Source organism: Amycolatopsis sp. NPDC054798, from assembly GCF_053611505.1.
Map to the genome: position 1 here is coordinate 16,592 of NZ_JBSHAM010000066.1, position 16,980 is coordinate 33,571.

Sequence of the window (16,980 nt, forward strand, 5' to 3'; positions counted from 1 at the left end):
CGATGCAGGCGTCACCGCGTCAGGTTCCAGAGCGAGGCCCACTGTTCGGCGGTCAGGTCCCGGGGGAGTGCTTGCGGCGAGAGGCGGTTCCGGGCGAGCCAGCTGCGTGCCGCGCGAGCGCTGAGACGGCCGGTGCGGGGCAGGATCCCGCCCAGCCCGCGGCCCCGTCCGGTGAAGACCTCGCGGACGAACTCCTGGTACTCCGCCTGCTCGCGGACGAGCGGTTCCGGGCGGCGGGCGATCACCAGGATCCCGCCGTCCACGGCCGGGCGGGGCCGGAACGCGTGCGCGGGCACCCGGGCGGGGACGGCGAAGTCGAACCACGGCCACCAGGCGGCGGTCATCTGGGACGCGCCGCCGATCCCGGCCCGGCGGCGGGCGACCTCCCATTGCACCAGCAGCACCGCGAGTTCCCAGTGCGGCTGCCGGAACAGCCTGCGCAGAGCGGCGGTGGTGAGGTGGAAGGGAAGGTTGCCGACGATCGTGTGCGGAACGTCGGGCAGCCGGTGCCGGAGGAGGTCGCCGTGGACGACCTCGACGTGGCCGCCGGTCCGCCGGGCCAGGCGGCGGGCGCGGCGGGGATCGAGTTCGACCGCGGTCAGCGGGCGGCCGGTGCGGCTGAGCGGGAGGGTCAGCGCGCCGTCGCCCGCGGCGAGTTCCACGAGGGGGCCCGTGGTGCGGCCGGCGGCGGTGCAGACAGCGGCGATGACGGCGGGGTCGGCCAGGAAGTTCTGGCCGAGTTCATGCCGTCCGCCGTAGGGAAGGGCAGACATGAGAGTGCGGACTCCGCGCATGAGGAAGCGAACCGGGCGCCGAGACAGGCAGCCCGGACGGACAACGGGAGAGCGCGACGGAGCGGTGAGCTTCCGGCGCTCAGGCGTTGCGGAGGCGAGTCAATGCGTACGCGGCGAAAGTGGCACCCATGGGCGGGAGCCTAGCCGACCATGCCGACCGGTCGCATCCGGGTTTTCGCTCAGGCACGTCTCGCCGGTCCGCGCGGCGCTTCGCGAGAATGGGGACGCAGCAATTCTTGTCCCGGCGGGTGCGCAATTGTCGCGCATTCCTCCGGGGCTCGGCGAACGGTCCTCTTGCGACGGAAGTACCCGCTGATCGCGGTCGGCAAACTGACACGAAACGGGGTCGCTCGGCTGAGGGGTAAGGCGCTTGCGGAAGGCTGTGACCAGCCGGAGAGTGGGAGCCGGAGGAGAAATTCCGATTCGGGAAATGGAGTGGATCCATGGTACGCGCAATCCAGCCGCAGGATCTCGTCGACAGCACCGTGATGGACAATTCCGGCAGCAAGATCGGCAAGGTGGGCACGGTTTATCTGGCCGACGACACGCACCGGCCGGAGTGGGTGACCGTCAAAACCGGGCTGTTCGGCCAGAAGGAAAGCTTCGTGCCGCTGTCGGGCGCGGGGATGGAGAGCGACGGCCTGCACGTCCAGGTCGCGAAGGACCAGGTGTCCGACGCGCCGCGCATCGACGCCGAGGGCCATCTTTCCGAAAAGGAAAGCGTCGAGCTGTACAAGTACTACGGCCTGCCGGCCCCGCGCGGGCATGGCGAGAACATGCGGGACACCGGGCGCGACGCGGCGGCGGGCGGCGCCGCTGGCGGCGCTGCGGGCGGTGTCGCGGGCAGGGCGCGGCCGACCGGCCAGGACCCCGCTGCCGCCAAGGGGCGGATGACTGACGAACGCGCCGCCGCGGCCAAGGGACAGCCGACCGATGAGCGCGCCGCCGCGGCCAAGGGCGGACGGCACGACGCGTCCGGCTCGGGCGACGTGGTGCGTTCCGAGGAACGCCTGCGGGTCGGCACCGAACAGGTCGAAACCGGCCACGTGCGGCTGCGCAAGTACGTCGTGACCGAGAACGAGCAGGTGACCGTGCCGGTCACGCACGAGGAAGTGCGCATCGAGCGGGAGCCGATCACCGACGCCAAGGCCGCGGGCAAGGCCGAAATCGGCGAAGCGGAGCAGGATGTCGTGCTGCACGCCGAAAAGCCGGTGGTGCAGAAGGAAACCGTGCCGGTGGAGCGGGTGCGCCTCGGCACCGAGCAGGTCACCGAAGAGCAGACCGTCGAGGGCAAGGTCCGCAAGGAACGGATCGACATCGACGACGACACCAAGCGGGGCAGGAAGTCCTGACCCGCGTCCGGCGAGGGGAACCCTGAGGGAAGCAGAGCCCCCAGGGTCCCCTCGCGGGCGTCTCGGCTACCGGCGCGAGCGGCTGGCCTTCAGGAACTCGCGGTTGAGGTTCGCGATGCTCGTCAAGGGGATCCCCTTGGGACACGAAGCGACGCATTCGCCGGTGTTCGTGCAGCCGCCGAAGTCCGCCGCGTCCATGGTTTCCACCATGTCCAGCACGCGCTGGGCGCGTTCCGGCTGGCCCTGCGGCAGCGAGTTCAGATGCGCCACCTTCGCCGAGGTGAACAGCATCGCCGACCCGTTCGGACAGGCCGCCACGCAGGCGCCGCAGCCGATGCAGGTGGCGTTGTCGAAAGCCAGGTCCGCGTCCGGCTTCGGCACCGGCGTCGCGTGCGCTTCGGGAGCGCTGCCGGTCGGGGCGGTGACGTAGCCGCCCGCTTCGATGATCCGGTCGAACGCCGAGCGGTCGACCACCAGGTCCTTGATCACCGGGAAACCCTTGGCCCGCCACGGTTCCACGTCCAGTACGTCGCCGTCGCGGAAGGAACGAAGGTGCAGCTGGCAGGTCGTGGTGCGTTCCGGGCCGTGCGCCCGGCCGTTGATCACGACGCCGCACGAGCCGCAGATGCCCTCGCGGCAGTCGTGGTCGAAGGCGATGGGCTGGGCTCCGTCCTCGATGAGGTGCTGGTTGAGGACGTCGAGGAGCTCCAGGAAGGACATGTCCGGACTGGCGTCGTCGACCGGGTATTCGACCAGCCTGCCGTCGTCGTCCGGGCCGGACTGGCGCCAGACCCGCAGGGTGAGTTTCACGTGTAGCTCCGCTGGGTGGGGTGGACGTGCTCGAAGTTCAGGATTTCCCGGTGCAGCACCGGCTTCTCGCCGTATTCCCAGGCGGCGACGTAAGAGAACCGTTCGTCGTCGCGCTGGGCCTCGCCGTCTTCGGTCTGGTGTTCCTCGCGGAAATGGCCGCCGCACGATTCCTCGCGCACCAGTGCGTCGAGCAGCAGCAGTTCGGCGAGTTCCAGGAAATCGGCGACGCGGCCGGCTTTCTCCAGTTCCTGGTTCAGCTCGGCTCCGGTGCCCGGGACACGGACGTCCCGCCAGAATTCGGCCCGCAATCCCGGAATGCGGTCGAGCGCTTTCCGCAGGCCTTCGGCGGATCGGGACATCCCGCAGTGGTCCCACATCAGGTGGCCCAGTTCGCGGTGGAACGAGTCCACGCTGCGGGTGCCGCGCACCGAGAGCAGCCGCTCAAGCCGTTCGCGCACCGCGGTTTCCGCGGAGGCGACCGCGGGATCAGCCGGGTCGAGCGCGGGGAAGCTGCCGCGGGCGATGTAGTCGTTGATGGTGGCCGGAAGCACGAAGTAGCCGTCGGCGAGGCCCTGCATCAGCGCGGAGGCTCCGAGCCGGTTCGCGCCGTGGTCGGAGAAGTTGGCCTCGCCGATCACGAACAGGCCGGGCACCGTGCTCTGCAGGTCGTAGTCGACCCACAGCCCGCCCATCGTGTAGTGGATCGCCGGGTAGATCCGCATCGGCGTCTCGTACGGGTTCTCCGCGGTGATCCGCTCGTACATGTCGAACAGGTTGCCGTACTTGGCTTCCACCGCCGGACGGCCCATCCGCTCGATCGCGTCGGCGAAGTCCAGGTACACGCCGAGCCCGCCGGGGCCGACGCCGAACCCGGCGTCGCAGACGTTCTTCGCCGCGCGGGAAGCGATGTCGCGCGGCACCAGGTTGCCGAAGCTCGGGTACATCCGCTCCAGGTAGTAATCCCGTTCGGACTCCGGGATCTCCCGCGGCGGACGCGGGTCGCGCGGCTGCTTCGGGACCCAGATCCGGCCGTCGTTGCGCAGCGATTCGCTCATCAGCGTCAGCTTCGACTGGTGCTCGCCCGAGCGCGGGATGCAGGTCGGGTGGATCTGGGTGAAGCACGGGTTCGCGAAGTACGCGCCGCGCTTGTGCGCCCGCCAGATCGCGGTGGCGTTGGAGCCTTTCGCGTTGGTGGACAAGTAGAAGACGTTGCCGTAGCCGCCGGTCGCGAGCACGACGGCGTCCGCGAGATGCGTGGTCACCTCGCCGGTCACCAGGTCGCGCGCGACGATCCCGCGCGCCCGGCCGCCGGACACGATCAGGTCCAGCATTTCCGTGCGCGGGTGGATTTCCACGCCGCCCGCGTCGATCTGCCGCGCCAGCGCCTGATACGCGCCGAGCAGCAGCTGCTGCCCGGTCTGGCCGCGCGCGTAGAACGTGCGCTGGACCTGGACGCCGCCGAACGAACGCGTGTCGAGCAGCCCGCCGTACTCCCGGGCGAACGGCACGCCTTGCGCGACCGCCTGGTCGATGATCTGCGCGGACACCTGCGCGAGCCGGTACACATTGGACTCCCGGGACCGGAAGTCGCCGCCCTTCACGGTGTCGTAGAAGAGCCGGTAGACCGAATCGCCGTCATTGCGGTAGTTCTTCGCCGCGTTGATCCCGCCCTGCGCGGCGACCGAATGCGCGCGCCGGGGCGAGTCCTGGAAGCAGAACTGGACCACGTGGTAGCCCTGTTCGGCGAGCGTCGCGCCCGCGGAAGCCCCGGCGAGGCCGGTGCCGACGACGATCACCCGGTGCCGCCGCCGGTTGGCCGGGTTGACCAGCTTCGCGCCGAAGCGGCGGCTGTCCCAGCGGTCCTCGATCGGCCCGTCCGGCGCCCGGGTGTCGGCGATCGGCTCGCCGACCGTGTAGTCGCTCATGTCAGGCCACCCATCCCGCCATCACGGCGATCGGCACGATCAGGAAGCCGCCGGTGATCACGACGGCGAGCACGGAGCCCACGGCTTTCAACGCCCGGTCCCGGGCCTTGCTGGTGATTCCCAGCGTCTGCGCCGCGCTCCAGAAGCCGTGGTTGATGTGCAGGCCGAGCATCAGCAGCGCGACGATGTAGATCAGGTTGACCCACCAGACCTGGAAATCCGCGACGATGTTGTGGTAGGGCTGGCCGTCGCGGAAGTCCTGATTGGCCACGCCGACCGTGAGGTCCAGGATGTGCCACACGATGTAGAGCGCGAGCGTCGCGCCGCCCCAGCGCATGGTGTGCGTCGCGAAACTGGCCTTGCGCCGCTGGCCGTGCGCGTACTTCACCGGGCGCGCTTGACGGTCCCGTTTGGACAGTTGCACCGCCGCGACCACGTGCAGCACCAACGCGATCACCAGCACGACGCGCTGGATCGAGAGGTACCAGGCGTTCTGCAGCACCGGCTCGCCGATCGTGCGCAGCCAGGCCGCGTAGTCGTCGAAATGCTGTGCTCCCAGGAAAACCTTGAGGTTCCCGGCCATGTGCACGAAGAGGAACGCGACGAACATCAGCCCGGTGACGGCCATGACGACCTTCTTGCCGATGGTCGAACGCCAGAAGGTCGCCAATGCCGGGCGACGGCGGGGCGGAGCGGGTGCGAGTGCCACGGAACCGACGGTAAGTCGGCGCTGACGAGAGGGCAAACACATGATTTCTCTCGAAACGAGAGGCAACGCCTATGATGGCGCTCATGCAGTTCCAGCAGCTGGCGTATTTCCTGGCAGTGGCCGAGACACGGCATTTCACGCGCGCCGCGGAACGCATGCGTGTGGCGCAGCCCTCACTGTCGCAGCAGATCCGCGCGCTGGAACGGGATGTCGGCGCGGGGCTGTTCCACCGGATCCGCGGCAACGTCACGCTCACCGAGGCGGGGGAGACGCTGCTGCCGATCGCGCGCCGGATCCTCGCCGAGACGGAAACCGCGTACCGGGCGATCCGCGAGCTGGACGAACTGGGCCGCGGCCGGGTGCGGCTCGGCGCCACCCCGAGCCTGTGCACCGGCCTGCTGCCCGCGATGCTCGCCGCGTTCCGCCGGGACTATCCGGGGATCGAGCTGGTGCTGCACGAAAGCGGGTCCCGCGACCTGCAGACCGCGCTGTCGGAAGGCGGCCTGGACCTGGCGATGATCGTGGACAGCCGGGTGCACGACGATTCGCGGCTGGAGAGCCGGGCGCTGTTCGTCGAGGACCTGGTGGTGATCTCGCCGAAGGACGCGCCCGCGCCGGTGCGCGGGCGGATGCCGATCGCCGCGCTGCGGGACCGGCCGCTGGTGATGTTCCGGCAGGGCTACGACCTGCGCGAGGCGACCGTGACCGCCTGCCGCGCCGAGGGCTTCGACCCGCTGTTCGCGATCGAAGGCGGCGAGATGGACGCGGTGCTGGAGCTGGTGCGGGCCGGACTGGGCTTGGCGGTGGTGCCGAGCACCGTGGTCGGGGACCGGTTCCGGCGCACGCGGTTCACCGAGCCCGGGCTGAGCCGGGTGGTGCGGCTGGCGTACCGGCGGGACGTCGAGCAGCCGCGCGCCGTGCGGGCGCTGCAGGAGGCGGTGGTGCGGTACCTAGGCGACAGGGAGGCTCAGCTGCCGCCCGGCACGCGTCCGCTCGTCGGGCGGTGACTACATCCCCACCGACTGCTTCTCCGGCTCGATCAGGCCGACGACGCGCACCTGTTCCCGCGTGTACGGCTGGCCGATGTACTTCTTGGCCACCTCGTCGACGATCTCCCACGCCGGGTCGCCCTCGATCCACTCGGCCACCCGGCCGCGGACGACGATCGGCTCGAACGGGTTGTCCGGCGGGGTGAGGGAAATCGCCACCCGGGGGTCGCGGCGGAGGTTGCGGGCCTTGCGGCTGTCCGGGCCGGTCAGGAAGACGATCCGGTCGCCGTGCGTGCCGATCCACACCGGGACGACGTGCGGGGACCCGTCCGGGAGGACGGTCGCGAGGTGCGCGATCGGGGTGCCGTCGAGGACGCGGCGGACTTCGGGGTTCAGCATGGTGGTTCCTTTCAGCGGAGAATCTCGTAGTGCAGGTGGGTGACGCCGTCCGCGGGGACGGCTTCGACCAGCCGGAGCCGGACGTGCTCGGGCAGTTCGCGGAAGAAGCTCCGCCCGCCGCCCAGCAGGATCGGGACCTGGTGCAGGACGAAGTCGTCGACCAGCCCGGCCTTGATCGCTTCGGTGACCAGAACGCCGCCCATGAGCGCGACGTCCTTGCCGCCCGCCGCTTCCCGCGCGGCGGCGACGGCCTCTTCGACGCTGAACGCCTGGGTCTGCGTGTCGCTCAGTTCAGGCACCGGCTGGTGGCTGACCACGAACAACGGAGCGGTCGGATGCGGACCGCCGCCGCCGAAGTGGCTTGAATGGTCGTAGGTCGCGTGCCCGACGACCGTCGCCCCGACGCGGGCGGCGAGCGAGTCGAAAACCCGCGCGCTGGGCTCGGAAAGGCTGAAGCCGTCGAAGATCTTGCTGGGCGTGTCGCCGGTGAAGTACCAGTCGAACAGCGTCCCGGCGTCGCCGAGCCCGCTCCCGGTCTCGTCGGCCCCTTCCGGGCGGCGGCCGCTGATGTACCCGTCGACCGAGACGGCGAGGGCACTGAACACTGTGGTCATTACGCTCCTTGGCAGTTGCTCATTGGTAGTCGCTCAGAGGGCCTGGGGGAAGTCGAACACCCGGTGCGGGTCGTAGGTTTTCTTGAGCGTGGCGAGCCTCGGGTAGTTGCCCGCGTGGTACGCCTTGGCCGGATCGTCGAGCGCGAGGTCGGGAAAGTTCGGGTACACGCGGCCGGAGCCTTCCTGGTGGGCCGTGCGCCACGCCTCGTCCACCCACGGGTCGCCCGGGTCGCCGACCTGTTCCAGCAGAAACCGCGCATCCCGGTGGGCGAACGCGGTTTCCTCCTCCGCGACCCGGTTGTACGCCCCGCCCATCGCCGTGAACGCCAGCCGCCGGTTCCCCCGCAACCGCCCCAGCAGTTCGGTCGCAGTGCGCTCGGACAGCGTGCGGGAGAAGAATTCCGACCGGATCCGGCGGCTCCCCGTTTCCGGGTCGAGGGCGGTGAAGGTCCGCTTCACCATGGAGTAGGGAGTATCCGGCCGGAGGTCTATCGCATACGGAACACCGGCCCGGGCGGTGAACTCCCGGAGCAGAGCCTGGGTCTCGGCGGGCGGCAGGGCGGAAGCGCCGAAGAGCGTCGCGTGTCCGGCTTGGACAGTGAGGTTCACGGTCAGTTCGCCGGGGGCGTCGGGCGCCCAGTCCTGCCACGTCCCGACCAGCTTTTCCGGGTGCGCCCAGTGTCCTTCGATCCGGCAGGCCGAAGGCTCCGGCACAGTCGCGAACCGCAACTCCGTGACGATGCCGAACTGCCCGCCGCCCGCGCCGCGCAACGCCCAGAACAGGTCGGCTTCCCGGTGTTCGTCGCACTCCACGACGCTCCGGTCGGCGAGCACCACCTGCGCGCCGACGAGCCGGTCGCAGGTCAGCCCGTACTGCCGGCCGAGAAGCCCGATCCCGCCGCCGAGCGTCAGCCCCGCGATGCCGACGGTGTCGCCGCACCCGGCGGGGATCGTCCGGCCGTGCTCGTGCAGCGCCGCGTACACCGCGCCGAGGCGAGCGCCCGCGCCGATCGTCGCCACCCCGCGGTCGTCGACCGTGATCCGGTCGAGGCCGGACAGGTCGGCCACGATCCCGTCGGTCGAGGAGCGGTTCGCGAAACAATGCCCGCCGCCCCGGGGCACGAGGCGTTCGCCCGTCGCGGCCGCGCGGGCCAGTGCTTGGACGACGTCGGAGACCGCCCGGCAGCGGAGGACGAGCCGGGGGCGGACGTCGTGCGAGGTCTGGTCGATCACGGAGTTGACGCTAGGGCCTCGCGGCACTGCCGTTCTTGAACAAAACGCGCACCCCGTCCTGACCCGTTTTATCCGCTGTGCGCGGTATTTCCGGTCATCGCGCATCCGAAGACCGTCCTTTCGCTCCGGTTCGCCCGTTTCGCCGGACCGTGGGTCGCTGGCGGAAGCACGACGGAAACATTCCGGTAACACCGCCCGGTTAGCTTCCAGCGGCCGGGCGATGAAGACGAGGAGTCCGATCGTGGTCGATACCGGAAGCACGGCGTGGCTGCTGGGCAGCGCGGCGCTGGTCATGCTGATGACGCCGGGGCTCGCGCTGTTCTACGGCGGGATGGTGCGCGCCCGCAGCGTGCTGAACGTGATGGCGATGACGTTCGTCTGCCTCGCCACCGTCGGCCTGATCTGGGTGTTCTACGGGTATTCGCTCGCCTTCGGCCCCGATTGGTTCGGCGGGCTGCTCGGCACGCTGCGCCTGGCGGGGCTGCACGGGGTCGCCGAGCAGACGGTCGGGCCCGCCGGGAACCAAGTTCCGCTGTACGCGTTCGTCGCCTTCCAGATGATGTTCGCGGTCATCACGGTCGCGCTGCTGGCCGGAGCGATCGCCGAGCGGGCCCGGTTCTGGACGTGGACGGTCTTCTCCGTCGTGTGGACGACCCTGGTGTACATCCCCGTGGCGCACTGGGTTTTCGCTCCCGACGGATGGATCGCGGCCAAACTGCACGTGCTGGACTTCGCGGGCGGCACCGTCGTCGAGGTGAACTCCGGGGCGGCCGCGCTGGCGCTGGCGCTCGTGCTCGGCAGGCGGCACGGCTGGCCGAAGCAGGCCGTCCGCCCGCACAACCTGCCGTTCGTGATGTTCGGGGCCGGCCTGCTGTGGTTCGGCTGGTTCGGGTTCAACGCCGGTTCCGCGCTGGCCGCGAAGAACTTGGCGGCGACGTCCTTTCTGAACACCACCGTCGCGGGCGCCGCCGCGGTGCTGGGCTGGCTGCTGGTCGAGCAGTTCCGCGACGGGAAGCCGACCACCCTCGGCGCCGCGTCCGGCGCGGTCGCCGGACTGGTCGGGATCACGCCCGGCTGCGCCTACGTCGAACCGCTCGGAGCGGCCGCGATCGGGATCGTGGCAGGCGTCGCGTGCTCGTTCGCGGTGAGCCTGAAGTACCGCTTCGGCTTCGACGACTCCCTGGACGTGGTCGCGGTGCACGGTCTCGGCGGATTCGTCGGCACGCTGCTGATCGGTCTCTTCGCGACAGCCGGAGTGAATCCGGGCGGCGTGAACGGCCTGTTCTACGGCGGCGGGTTCGACCAGCTGTGGCGGCAGACGGTCGGAACGCTGGCGGTACTAGGGTATTCGCTGGCAGTGACCCTCCTGATCGGCTGGGTCATGCACAAATTCATGGGATTCCGGATCGACCGCGAAGCCGAGATCGACGGCGTCGACGAGGCAGAGCACGCCGAAGGCGCGTACGAGCTGGCAGTCCAGTCCGGACGCCGGGGGAGCGCGCCCGCCGGCGGACCGGGATCGCACCGGCCCGCGCGCGAGGAGACCCGATGAAGCTGCTGACCGCCGTCGTCAAGCCGTTCGTGCTGGACGACGTCCGGATCGCCCTGCAGGAACTCGGCATCGCCGGGATGACGGTGAGCGAGGTCCGCGGCTACGGCAGGCAGAAGGGGCACACCGAGATCTACCGGGGCGCGGAGTACGCGGTCGACTTCATCACCAAGTACCGGCTGGAGATCCTGCTGGACGACGACCAGGTCGAAGCCGCGCTGCGGACCGTGCTGGACACCGCGCACACCGGCAAGATCGGCGACGGCAAGGTGTGGGTGACGCCGGTGGAGACCGTCGTGCGCGTCCGCACCGGGGAACGCGGGCGGGACGCGTTGTAGACCTGGATCGCTCGCGATTGCGGGCAGCCGCCCGGAATCGTTCTCCGGCGCGGACTTGCTCAGCCGCGCAACGGCGAACGCCCGCGCCCGGCGAGGAACGGCGTGTAGGACGCGGAATGATCATGCCCGCACGCGCACCGGTCGAGGTCGCCCCCGAGGAGCTGCCTCGGCGTGACTCCGGTGAGCCGGAGGCATTCGCGGCTCAGATGCGCCTGGTCGGCATATCCCGCGTCGACGGCCAAGCCCGCCATCCCGTCGGCTCCCCGCCGTCCGGTCGCGATCGCCCCGGACTGGGCCAGCGCGAGAAACCCTTGGAACCGCAACGTCCGCTGGAGCACCTTCGGGCTCATCCCGACCGTCTGCAGGCACCTCCGGCGCAGCTGGCTCGCCGACAGCGCCAGGTGCGCGGCGACCGCGTCGACGCCGACCGGGTCCCACGGCATCAGCACCCGCACGGCTTCCCCGATCAGCCGGTCCAGCCCGCCGGTCCGGCGGTACTCGCGCACGAGGTGCGCTTGCAGCGCGGCGAGCCCCAGTTCGGGCGTCGCGGCCAGGGCCACGGCCTCGGCGAGCCGATCCGCGGCCCGGCCCCACAGCTCGGCCAGCCCGACGCGCTGGTCGGCCAGTTCGTCGAGCCCCGCGGGAAGGGGCGGCGCGGCCCCGGGCCGGAACCGCACCCCGACTACGGTCGTGCGCGCCGGAATGACCTCGATCTGCGGTCCGGTCAACGGCCCGAGCAGCTGCGGACGGCCGCCGACCGGGAAGTGGATCTCGACGCCGCCGGTGGGCAGGTGCCGTTGCGCGTAGGGCGCTTCGCCGGTGCGCTGGATCCAGACCGTGCGCACCACGGCGCTCAGGCCGGGCACCGGCGGACGCTCCACATACGCGTTCATCCCCGTACCGAAGCGGTCCGCCGGGGGCGAGTCAAGCACCGGCCGCCCCTGTTTCTGGCCGCCAACGCTTTTCCGGATGAAACTCCGGCACGGGAAAGTCTCGCCGCTGCGGTTGTCCGCCAGCAGGCGCCGGGTCACAAGTCCCTGGACCGGGAGACCTTGTCCCATAGCCGCCAGGCGGCCGGCCCTGGATTCTCGCTGTCTATACCTCAGAAACAGCGTGCCACCGAAGGAGGCGCCCGGTCATGCCGACGTTGCTCATCATCTTGCTTGTCCTGGGCGCCGGTCTTTTCGTGGGAGGGCTGCTGGACAGAGCCAGCCAGACCCGCGCGCGCTACACCAGCTACCGCCAGCGGGCCGCGGTCGGCCTGGCCACTTGGCTGCAGAGTGCCATCGCCGCCGTTCTCGGGGTCGCCGGGCTGCTGTTCCTGCTCTATGTCGTGGTCACGTTTTCCACCGCGCGCTGACGGCCTCCAGGCACCGTCTCCTCCCGGCAAGCGGCTGCCGCAGGGCGGTTTCCCTGCGGCAGCTGGCACGGCCGGTGAAAGCCACGCGGCCCACCCGGATCCCGGCGGTCCGGCTCAGATGTAACCGCAGACGTCCATCGCCGCGACCACCTTGCGGAATCCCGCGATGTTCGCCCCGCTCACGTAATCCCCGGCGACCCCGTGCTCGTCGGCGGTTTCGAGGCAGGTCCGGTGGATGTCGGTCATGATGTCCCGCAGCGTCCGGTCAGTGCGCTCGAACGTCCACTGCTCGCGCGCCGCGTTCTGCCGCATCTCCAGCGCCGACACCGCCACCCCGCCCGCGTTCGCGGCCTTGCCGGGGCCGACCGCGACCCCGGCCTCGCGGAAGATCTGGAGCGAACCGGGCGTGCACGGCATGTTCGCGCCCTCGGCGACCGCGCGGACGTTGTTTTTCACCAGCCGCAACGCGGATTGCTCGTCCAGTTCGTTCTGGGTCGCGCAAGGGAGGGCGAGGTCGCACGGGACCTCCCAGGGCGTGCCGTCGGTGACGTACTTCGCCGACGGTACCCGGTCGGCGTACTCCGACAGCCGTCCGCGCCGCGCGACCTTCACTTCGTGCAGCACTTCCAGGTCGATGCCGCGCGGATCGTGGATGTACCCGCCGGAGTCCGAGCACACGATCGGCTTCGCGCCGAGTTCCCGGAGTTTCGCGATCGCGTGGTATGCGACGTTGCCTGAACCGGACACCACCGCGGTGCGGCCGGAGAACGATTCGTCGCGCGCGCCGAGCATCGCTTCGAGGAAGTACACGGTCCCGTAGCCGGTGGCTTCCGGACGCGCCGGAATGCCGCCCAGCAACGGGTTCTTGCCGGTGATCGTGCCCGCGTCGTAGCGGTTGGCGAGCCGCTTGTACTGGCCGAAAAGATAGCCGATCTCCCGCCCGCCGACGCCGATGTCGCCTGCCGGGACGTCGGTGTCCGGGCCGATGTGCCGGACCAGTTCGGTCATGAACGCCTGGCAGAACCGCATGATCTCGCCGTCGCTGCGGCCCGCCGGGTCGAAATCGGACCCGCCCTTGCCCGCGCCGATGCCGAGGCCGGTGAGCGCGTTCTTGAAAATCTGCTCGAAGGCGAGGAATTTGACCGTGCCGAGCGTGACGTCGCCGCGGAAGCGCAGCCCGCCCTTGTACGGCCCGAGCACCGAGCTGAACCCGACCCGGAAGCCGCGGTTGACGTGCACCGCGCCCGCGTCGTCGGTCCAGACCACGCGGAACATCGCCTGCCGTTCCGGCTCGCAGAGCCGTTCCAGCATCGCCGCGTCGCGCAGCTCCGGATCCCGCTGCAGCGCGGGCCGGATCGCTTCCAGCACTTCGTACACAGCCTGGTGGAACTCCGGCTCGGCCGGGTTCTTCCGGACGATGTCCTCGTACACTTCGCGCGATGTCTGGTCGAGTGGCATCCGCCGATGATGCCGTCCGCGCGCCGGATGTCGCACCCCAGACGGGGTTCGCGCGGTTAGGGGTGACCGGGCTCAGGCGTCGAGCACTACATCCGCGGTGGGCACCGCCTGGCAGGCGAGGCACTGGCTCTCGGGCAGATCGTCGGCGACCGCGACCAGATGCGCGACGGTTCCCTCCAACACCGGTACTGCGCAGCTTTCGCACTGCCCGAGCCGGCATCCGCTGGGAAGCGCGATCCCGGAAGCCTCGGCGAACCGCAGCAGATCCCCGTCGCCTGCCCGCCAGGTGACCTCGCGGCCGGACCTCGCGAACCGCACGGTGGCCGTCGCGTCGTCCGGGATCCGGACCGGGGCGGGCGAGGCGTGGAACTTCTCGGCGAAGATGTCGAAGCGCGGCACACCCCGCGCCGCCAAGTCCGCGGTCAGTTCGTCCAGCATGGTCTCCGGCCCGCACAGGTAGAACCGGGCCCGCCGCCGGATCAGGCCGGCGTCGATGCTTCCGGCGGTGATCCGGCCGGTGAAATCGCAGCGGTCGTCCGGCCCGGGACGGCTGTAGTGGTCCAGGATCCGGACAGTGGGCAGGCGGCCCGCCAGCTCGGCGATGCGCTCGCGAAACGCGTGCCGGGACCGGTCGCGGCTGCCGTGGTGCAGCACGATCTCCGGCGCGGAGGCGGGGTCGAGAGTCTCCAGATAGCTCAGGAACGGCGTGATCCCGATCCCGGCGGCCAGCAGCACGATCGGCCGCGAATGGACAGTCGGCAGCGCGAACCCGCCGGACGGGGCCGTGACCAGCAGCCGGGTTCCCGGCCGGAGCCGGTCGTGCACGGCAGGCGAGAACTGCCCGCCCGGCACCCGCCGCACCGCGATCGCGTACCCGCCGCCCGGGGCCTTCGCCGGTCCCGTGAGCGAATAGCTGCGGGTCAGCCCCGGTGCGTCCGGCCAGGCGACGGTGATGTGCTGCCCGGCGCGGAACTCCGGCACCGGCCCGTCGCCGACCGGCTCGAGCCGCACCGAGCGGATGTCCTCGGTCTCGAACTCCGCGCGCTCGACCACGAACTCCCGCTGCCCGGTCCACGGCTCCGCTTCGTCCGGCTGGACGTCGCAGAACGTCGAGCGCAACGGGACCGATCCGCTCACCGGGTCGTGGGCGTCGTCGCCGACGAGCAGGTTGTAGTTGGTCCCGCCGTCCTCGAGCGGGTCCGAACCGGGCAGCGCGAGATCAGGGGCCGGTTGCCACCAGCCGTACTCCGCCACGACGACATCGCGGTGCAGCGCGGGATCGACCCGCGCCCGCATCCGGACGTCCGCGGCAGCGGTCGTGATGCGCACCCATTGTCCGTCCTCGATCGCGCGCTCCGCCGCGAGTTCCGCGCTCAGCTCGACGACGGGTTCGGGAAACCGCTTGCGGAGCGACGAAATCCCGCGATGCTGGCTGTGGCAGAAGTACCCGTTCTTCGCGCAGGTCAGCACCAGCGGGAGCCGCGCGTCCGGTTCTGGCGGGCAGGCGGTCGGAACCGCGGGCTGGCCATGCTCGGCGAGCCGTTCGGAATACAGCTCGACCCGCCGGGTCGGCGTCGCAAACCCAGTCACCGCGCCATTTTCCGCACGTTCGGCGTACTTGCGGTACTCGGTCCGCAACGGCAGATCGACGCCGCCCGGCCGCTCGCGCAGCTCTGCGGCAGTGAGGCCGAGCGGTGCCAGCTGGTAATCCCAGCCGTCCTCGATGCGGCCGTCGAAGAACTCCGCGCCGAGTCCCATCCGGCCGGCCAGCTCGAACACGACCTCAGTGTCCGAACGCGACTCGCCGACCGGTTCGTTCATCCGCGGCCGCAGCTGGACGCGTTCCTGCGCCGCACGCGAAATTTCGAACCCCGCCTTGACCGCCTCGTGCTCCCACGGCGTCTGGGCGGGCAGCAGAAGGTCGGCGAACCGTGCGGTCGGGTTCTCGAACAGGTCGAGATGCACCGAGAACTCCAAGCGCCGCAGTGCTTCCGCGGTGCGCTGCGGATCGGGCTGGGAGAGCAGGAGATTCCCGCCGAACGACACCAGCGCTCGGACCGGATAGGGCTTTTCTTCGAGGACGGCGCGGCAGAAGTCGCGCGCGGTCACCCAGCCTTGCGCCGGCGGTCCGAGCGGAAACTCTTGCAGGCCAAGTGCTTTCGCCCGCTGCTCAGGCGTGAGCAGGTCCGGGGACGAGACGGGCGCGACGGGATGTTTCGGCAGGACGACGTTGCCGCCGGGGGAGTCGTAGCTGCCGGTGAGCGCGTAAAGAGTGGCGATCGCACGCTCGGTCTGCGTCGCGTTCGCGTGCTGGCCGACGCCTGTCCAAGCCGCGTACGTCACGGACTTGGCCTCGGCGAGGTCGGCCGCGAAAGCCTCGATCGCCGCGGCCTCGACGGTCGTCACCGCTTCTGCCCGGTCGAGCGGCCACGCGGCGCAGGCCTGCGTGTAGTGCTCGAACGCGGGAACACAGTCGATCGAACCGGCCAACGTGCGCACACGGCGTTCTCCGTGCAGCGCGAACCTCTCCGGCCTGTTCGCCGGATAGTCCGTGTCGTACGGCTCGCCCTGGTCGGCGACCTCGTCCCACACCGCGAAGCCAGCTGCCGCGGGATCGATTTCCGCCGCCCGCAAAAACCGGCCAGTGTCGGCCCGGACCAGCAGGGGAGCGTTGGTCCACGACCGCACGAAAGCCTCGTCGTGCCCGCGACGCTCGAGCAGCGCCCGCGCGACCCCGAGAGCGAGCGCGTCGTCGGTGCCCGGCCGGACCCGGAGCCAGTGCTCAGCCTGCACCGCGCTGGCGGTCCGCCGCGGATCGACGACGGCCAGCTTCCGCGGCCGGGCCCCGGCCAGCGCGGCGGACTGCGCGAGCCACACCTTGGCCGGGTTGTGCCCCCACAACACCGCGAAGTCCGTGCCCGCGTAATCCGGCGCGGGCAATGCCGAGCCGAACGTGAACGCGTGCGCGAAGTCCTTGTGCCAGTTGCAGATTTCGGTCGCGTACACCGTGTTGGGGCTGCCGAAGAGCCGGATGAACCGTTCGACCCAGTCGATCGCGTCGGACATCGGCGTGCCGCTGGGGGAGGTGACGGAGAACGCGACCGCCTCGGCCCCGCTGGCCGCGCGGATGCTCCCGAGCCGGTCCGCCGTCTCGGCCAGCGCTTCGTCCCAGCTGATCTCGCGCCAGCGCGGATCCGGATCGGACTTCGGCGTCGTGCGGCGCAACGGCCGGCGCAGCCGTTCGGGGGAGTGCACCAGCTCGGGCGCGGCCCGGCCCTTCGGACACAACGCGGCGCCGGTCGGATGCGCGGGATCCGGCCGGACGCCGCGCAGCGCGCCGTTCTCGAGCGTGTAGACCGCGCCGCAGCGCGACCGGCACAACGTGCAGTAACCCCGGACCTCAGACATTAGTTACTCCTTAGTAACCGGCTACCGGTTACTAAGCTACGA

At 70.4% G+C, this 16,980-nt stretch carries 15 protein-coding genes; 5 read left to right on the top strand and 10 right to left on the bottom strand.

The window, feature by feature from the left end:
* Nucleotides 1–11: 11 nt before the first annotated feature.
* Nucleotides 12–773 (bottom strand): 23S ribosomal RNA methyltransferase Erm, encoded by a 762-nt coding sequence (gene erm / locus ACWGIC_RS32070; RefSeq protein WP_452079635.1) that lies wholly within the window; start codon nucleotides 771–773, stop codon nucleotides 12–14.
* Between the two features lie 464 nt (nucleotides 774–1,237).
* On the opposite strand from erm, the gene ACWGIC_RS32075 reads away from it, so the two are divergent.
* Nucleotides 1,238–2,146 carry a DUF2382 domain-containing protein gene (locus ACWGIC_RS32075; RefSeq protein ID WP_452079636.1) on the top strand — a complete coding sequence of 303 codons (909 nt, stop codon included), beginning with the start codon at nucleotides 1,238–1,240 and terminating at the stop codon, nucleotides 2,144–2,146.
* 66 nt (nucleotides 2,147–2,212) lie between these two features.
* Here ACWGIC_RS32075 and ACWGIC_RS32080 read toward each other — a convergent pair whose 3' ends face one another.
* Genes ACWGIC_RS32080 through ACWGIC_RS32090 form a run of 3 tightly spaced genes read right to left on the bottom strand, consistent with a single transcriptional unit; the run spans nucleotide 2,213 to nucleotide 5,590 of the window.
* The gene (locus ACWGIC_RS32080) at nucleotides 2,213–2,956 is read right to left on the bottom strand and encodes a succinate dehydrogenase/fumarate reductase iron-sulfur subunit (protein WP_452079637.1); all 744 of its coding nucleotides are present in this window, start codon (nucleotides 2,954–2,956) and stop codon (nucleotides 2,213–2,215) included.
* Nucleotides 2,953–4,881, bottom strand: coding sequence for a fumarate reductase/succinate dehydrogenase flavoprotein subunit (locus ACWGIC_RS32085; RefSeq protein ID WP_452079638.1), 1,929 nt, complete (start codon nucleotides 4,879–4,881; stop codon nucleotides 2,953–2,955). The genes ACWGIC_RS32080 and ACWGIC_RS32085 overlap by 4 nt, the downstream gene beginning before the upstream one ends.
* 1 nt (nucleotide 4,882) lies before the next feature.
* Nucleotides 4,883–5,590 carry a succinate dehydrogenase cytochrome b subunit gene (locus tag ACWGIC_RS32090; RefSeq protein ID WP_452079639.1) on the bottom strand — a complete coding sequence of 236 codons (708 nt, stop codon included), beginning with the start codon at nucleotides 5,588–5,590 and terminating at the stop codon, nucleotides 4,883–4,885.
* Between the two features lie 83 nt (nucleotides 5,591–5,673).
* On the opposite strand from ACWGIC_RS32090, the gene ACWGIC_RS32095 reads away from it, so the two are divergent.
* A complete protein-coding gene (locus ACWGIC_RS32095) occupies nucleotides 5,674–6,597 on the top strand; it encodes a LysR family transcriptional regulator (protein WP_452079640.1) in 924 nt (307 codons plus the stop codon).
* On the opposite strand, the gene ACWGIC_RS32100 is transcribed toward ACWGIC_RS32095, so the two are convergent.
* Genes ACWGIC_RS32100 through ACWGIC_RS32110 form a run of 3 tightly spaced genes read right to left on the bottom strand, consistent with a single transcriptional unit; the run spans nucleotide 6,598 to nucleotide 8,825 of the window.
* Entirely contained in the window at nucleotides 6,598–6,978 is a 381-nt protein-coding gene (locus tag ACWGIC_RS32100; RefSeq protein WP_452079641.1) for a PPOX class F420-dependent oxidoreductase, read from the bottom strand.
* A gap of 11 nt (nucleotides 6,979–6,989) precedes the next feature.
* Nucleotides 6,990–7,592, bottom strand: a complete 603-nt coding sequence (locus ACWGIC_RS32105) for a dihydrofolate reductase family protein (RefSeq protein ID WP_452079642.1) — start codon at nucleotides 7,590–7,592, stop codon at nucleotides 6,990–6,992.
* 33 nt (nucleotides 7,593–7,625) lie between these two features.
* Nucleotides 7,626–8,825: an FAD-binding oxidoreductase gene (locus tag ACWGIC_RS32110; RefSeq protein ID WP_452079643.1), complete on the bottom strand. Its 1,200-nt coding sequence runs from the start codon at nucleotides 8,823–8,825 to the stop codon at nucleotides 7,626–7,628.
* A gap of 241 nt (nucleotides 8,826–9,066) precedes the next feature.
* Here ACWGIC_RS32110 and ACWGIC_RS32115 point away from each other — a divergent pair, with 241 nt between their 5' ends.
* Both ACWGIC_RS32115 and ACWGIC_RS32120 read left to right on the top strand, forming a co-directional pair.
* Nucleotides 9,067–10,377: an ammonium transporter gene (locus ACWGIC_RS32115; protein WP_452079644.1), complete on the top strand. Its 1,311-nt coding sequence runs from the start codon at nucleotides 9,067–9,069 to the stop codon at nucleotides 10,375–10,377.
* Entirely contained in the window at nucleotides 10,374–10,712 is a 339-nt protein-coding gene (locus ACWGIC_RS32120; protein WP_452079645.1) for a P-II family nitrogen regulator, read from the top strand. The genes ACWGIC_RS32115 and ACWGIC_RS32120 overlap by 4 nt, the downstream gene beginning before the upstream one ends.
* A gap of 59 nt (nucleotides 10,713–10,771) precedes the next feature.
* On the opposite strand, the gene ACWGIC_RS32125 is transcribed toward ACWGIC_RS32120, so the two are convergent.
* Nucleotides 10,772–11,605, bottom strand: a complete 834-nt coding sequence (locus ACWGIC_RS32125) for a helix-turn-helix domain-containing protein (RefSeq protein WP_452079646.1) — start codon at nucleotides 11,603–11,605, stop codon at nucleotides 10,772–10,774.
* Nucleotides 11,606–11,850: 245 nt separating this feature from the next.
* Here ACWGIC_RS32125 and ACWGIC_RS32130 point away from each other — a divergent pair, with 245 nt between their 5' ends.
* Nucleotides 11,851–12,072 (top strand): hypothetical protein, encoded by a 222-nt coding sequence (locus ACWGIC_RS32130; protein WP_452079647.1) that lies wholly within the window; start codon nucleotides 11,851–11,853, stop codon nucleotides 12,070–12,072.
* A 114-nt stretch (nucleotides 12,073–12,186) separates the two neighbouring features.
* On the opposite strand, the gene gdhA is transcribed toward ACWGIC_RS32130, so the two are convergent.
* On the bottom strand, nucleotides 12,187–13,530 hold the full coding sequence (gene gdhA / locus ACWGIC_RS32135) for an NADP-specific glutamate dehydrogenase (protein WP_452079648.1): 1,344 nt from the start codon (nucleotides 13,528–13,530) through the stop codon (nucleotides 12,187–12,189).
* A gap of 72 nt (nucleotides 13,531–13,602) precedes the next feature.
* Complete coding sequence (locus tag ACWGIC_RS32140; RefSeq protein WP_452079649.1) at nucleotides 13,603–16,938, bottom strand: molybdopterin-dependent oxidoreductase; 3,336 nt, start codon at nucleotides 16,936–16,938, stop codon at nucleotides 13,603–13,605.
* Nucleotides 16,939–16,980 lie beyond the last annotated feature (42 nt).

What these genes read in the sequence shown, in the direction of transcription:
- erm (WP_452079635.1), bottom strand. Translation starts at nt 773, where the DNA reads ATGTCTGCCCTTCCCTACGGCGGACGGCATGAACTCGGCCAGAACTTC.
- ACWGIC_RS32075 (WP_452079636.1), top strand. Translation starts at nt 1,238, where the DNA reads ATGGTACGCGCAATCCAGCCGCAGGATCTCGTCGACAGCACCGTGATG.
- ACWGIC_RS32085 (WP_452079638.1), bottom strand. Translation starts at nt 4,881, where the DNA reads ATGAGCGACTACACGGTCGGCGAGCCGATCGCCGACACCCGGGCGCCG.
- ACWGIC_RS32095 (WP_452079640.1), top strand. Translation starts at nt 5,674, where the DNA reads ATGCAGTTCCAGCAGCTGGCGTATTTCCTGGCAGTGGCCGAGACACGG.
- ACWGIC_RS32100 (WP_452079641.1), bottom strand. Translation starts at nt 6,978, where the DNA reads ATGCTGAACCCCGAAGTCCGCCGCGTCCTCGACGGCACCCCGATCGCG.
- ACWGIC_RS32105 (WP_452079642.1), bottom strand. Translation starts at nt 7,592, where the DNA reads ATGACCACAGTGTTCAGTGCCCTCGCCGTCTCGGTCGACGGGTACATC.
- ACWGIC_RS32120 (WP_452079645.1), top strand. Translation starts at nt 10,374, where the DNA reads ATGAAGCTGCTGACCGCCGTCGTCAAGCCGTTCGTGCTGGACGACGTC.
- ACWGIC_RS32125 (WP_452079646.1), bottom strand. Translation starts at nt 11,605, where the DNA reads ATGAACGCGTATGTGGAGCGTCCGCCGGTGCCCGGCCTGAGCGCCGTG.
- ACWGIC_RS32130 (WP_452079647.1), top strand. Translation starts at nt 11,851, where the DNA reads ATGCCGACGTTGCTCATCATCTTGCTTGTCCTGGGCGCCGGTCTTTTC.
- gdhA (WP_452079648.1), bottom strand. Translation starts at nt 13,530, where the DNA reads ATGCCACTCGACCAGACATCGCGCGAAGTGTACGAGGACATCGTCCGG.
- ACWGIC_RS32140 (WP_452079649.1), bottom strand. Translation starts at nt 16,938, where the DNA reads ATGTCTGAGGTCCGGGGTTACTGCACGTTGTGCCGGTCGCGCTGCGGC.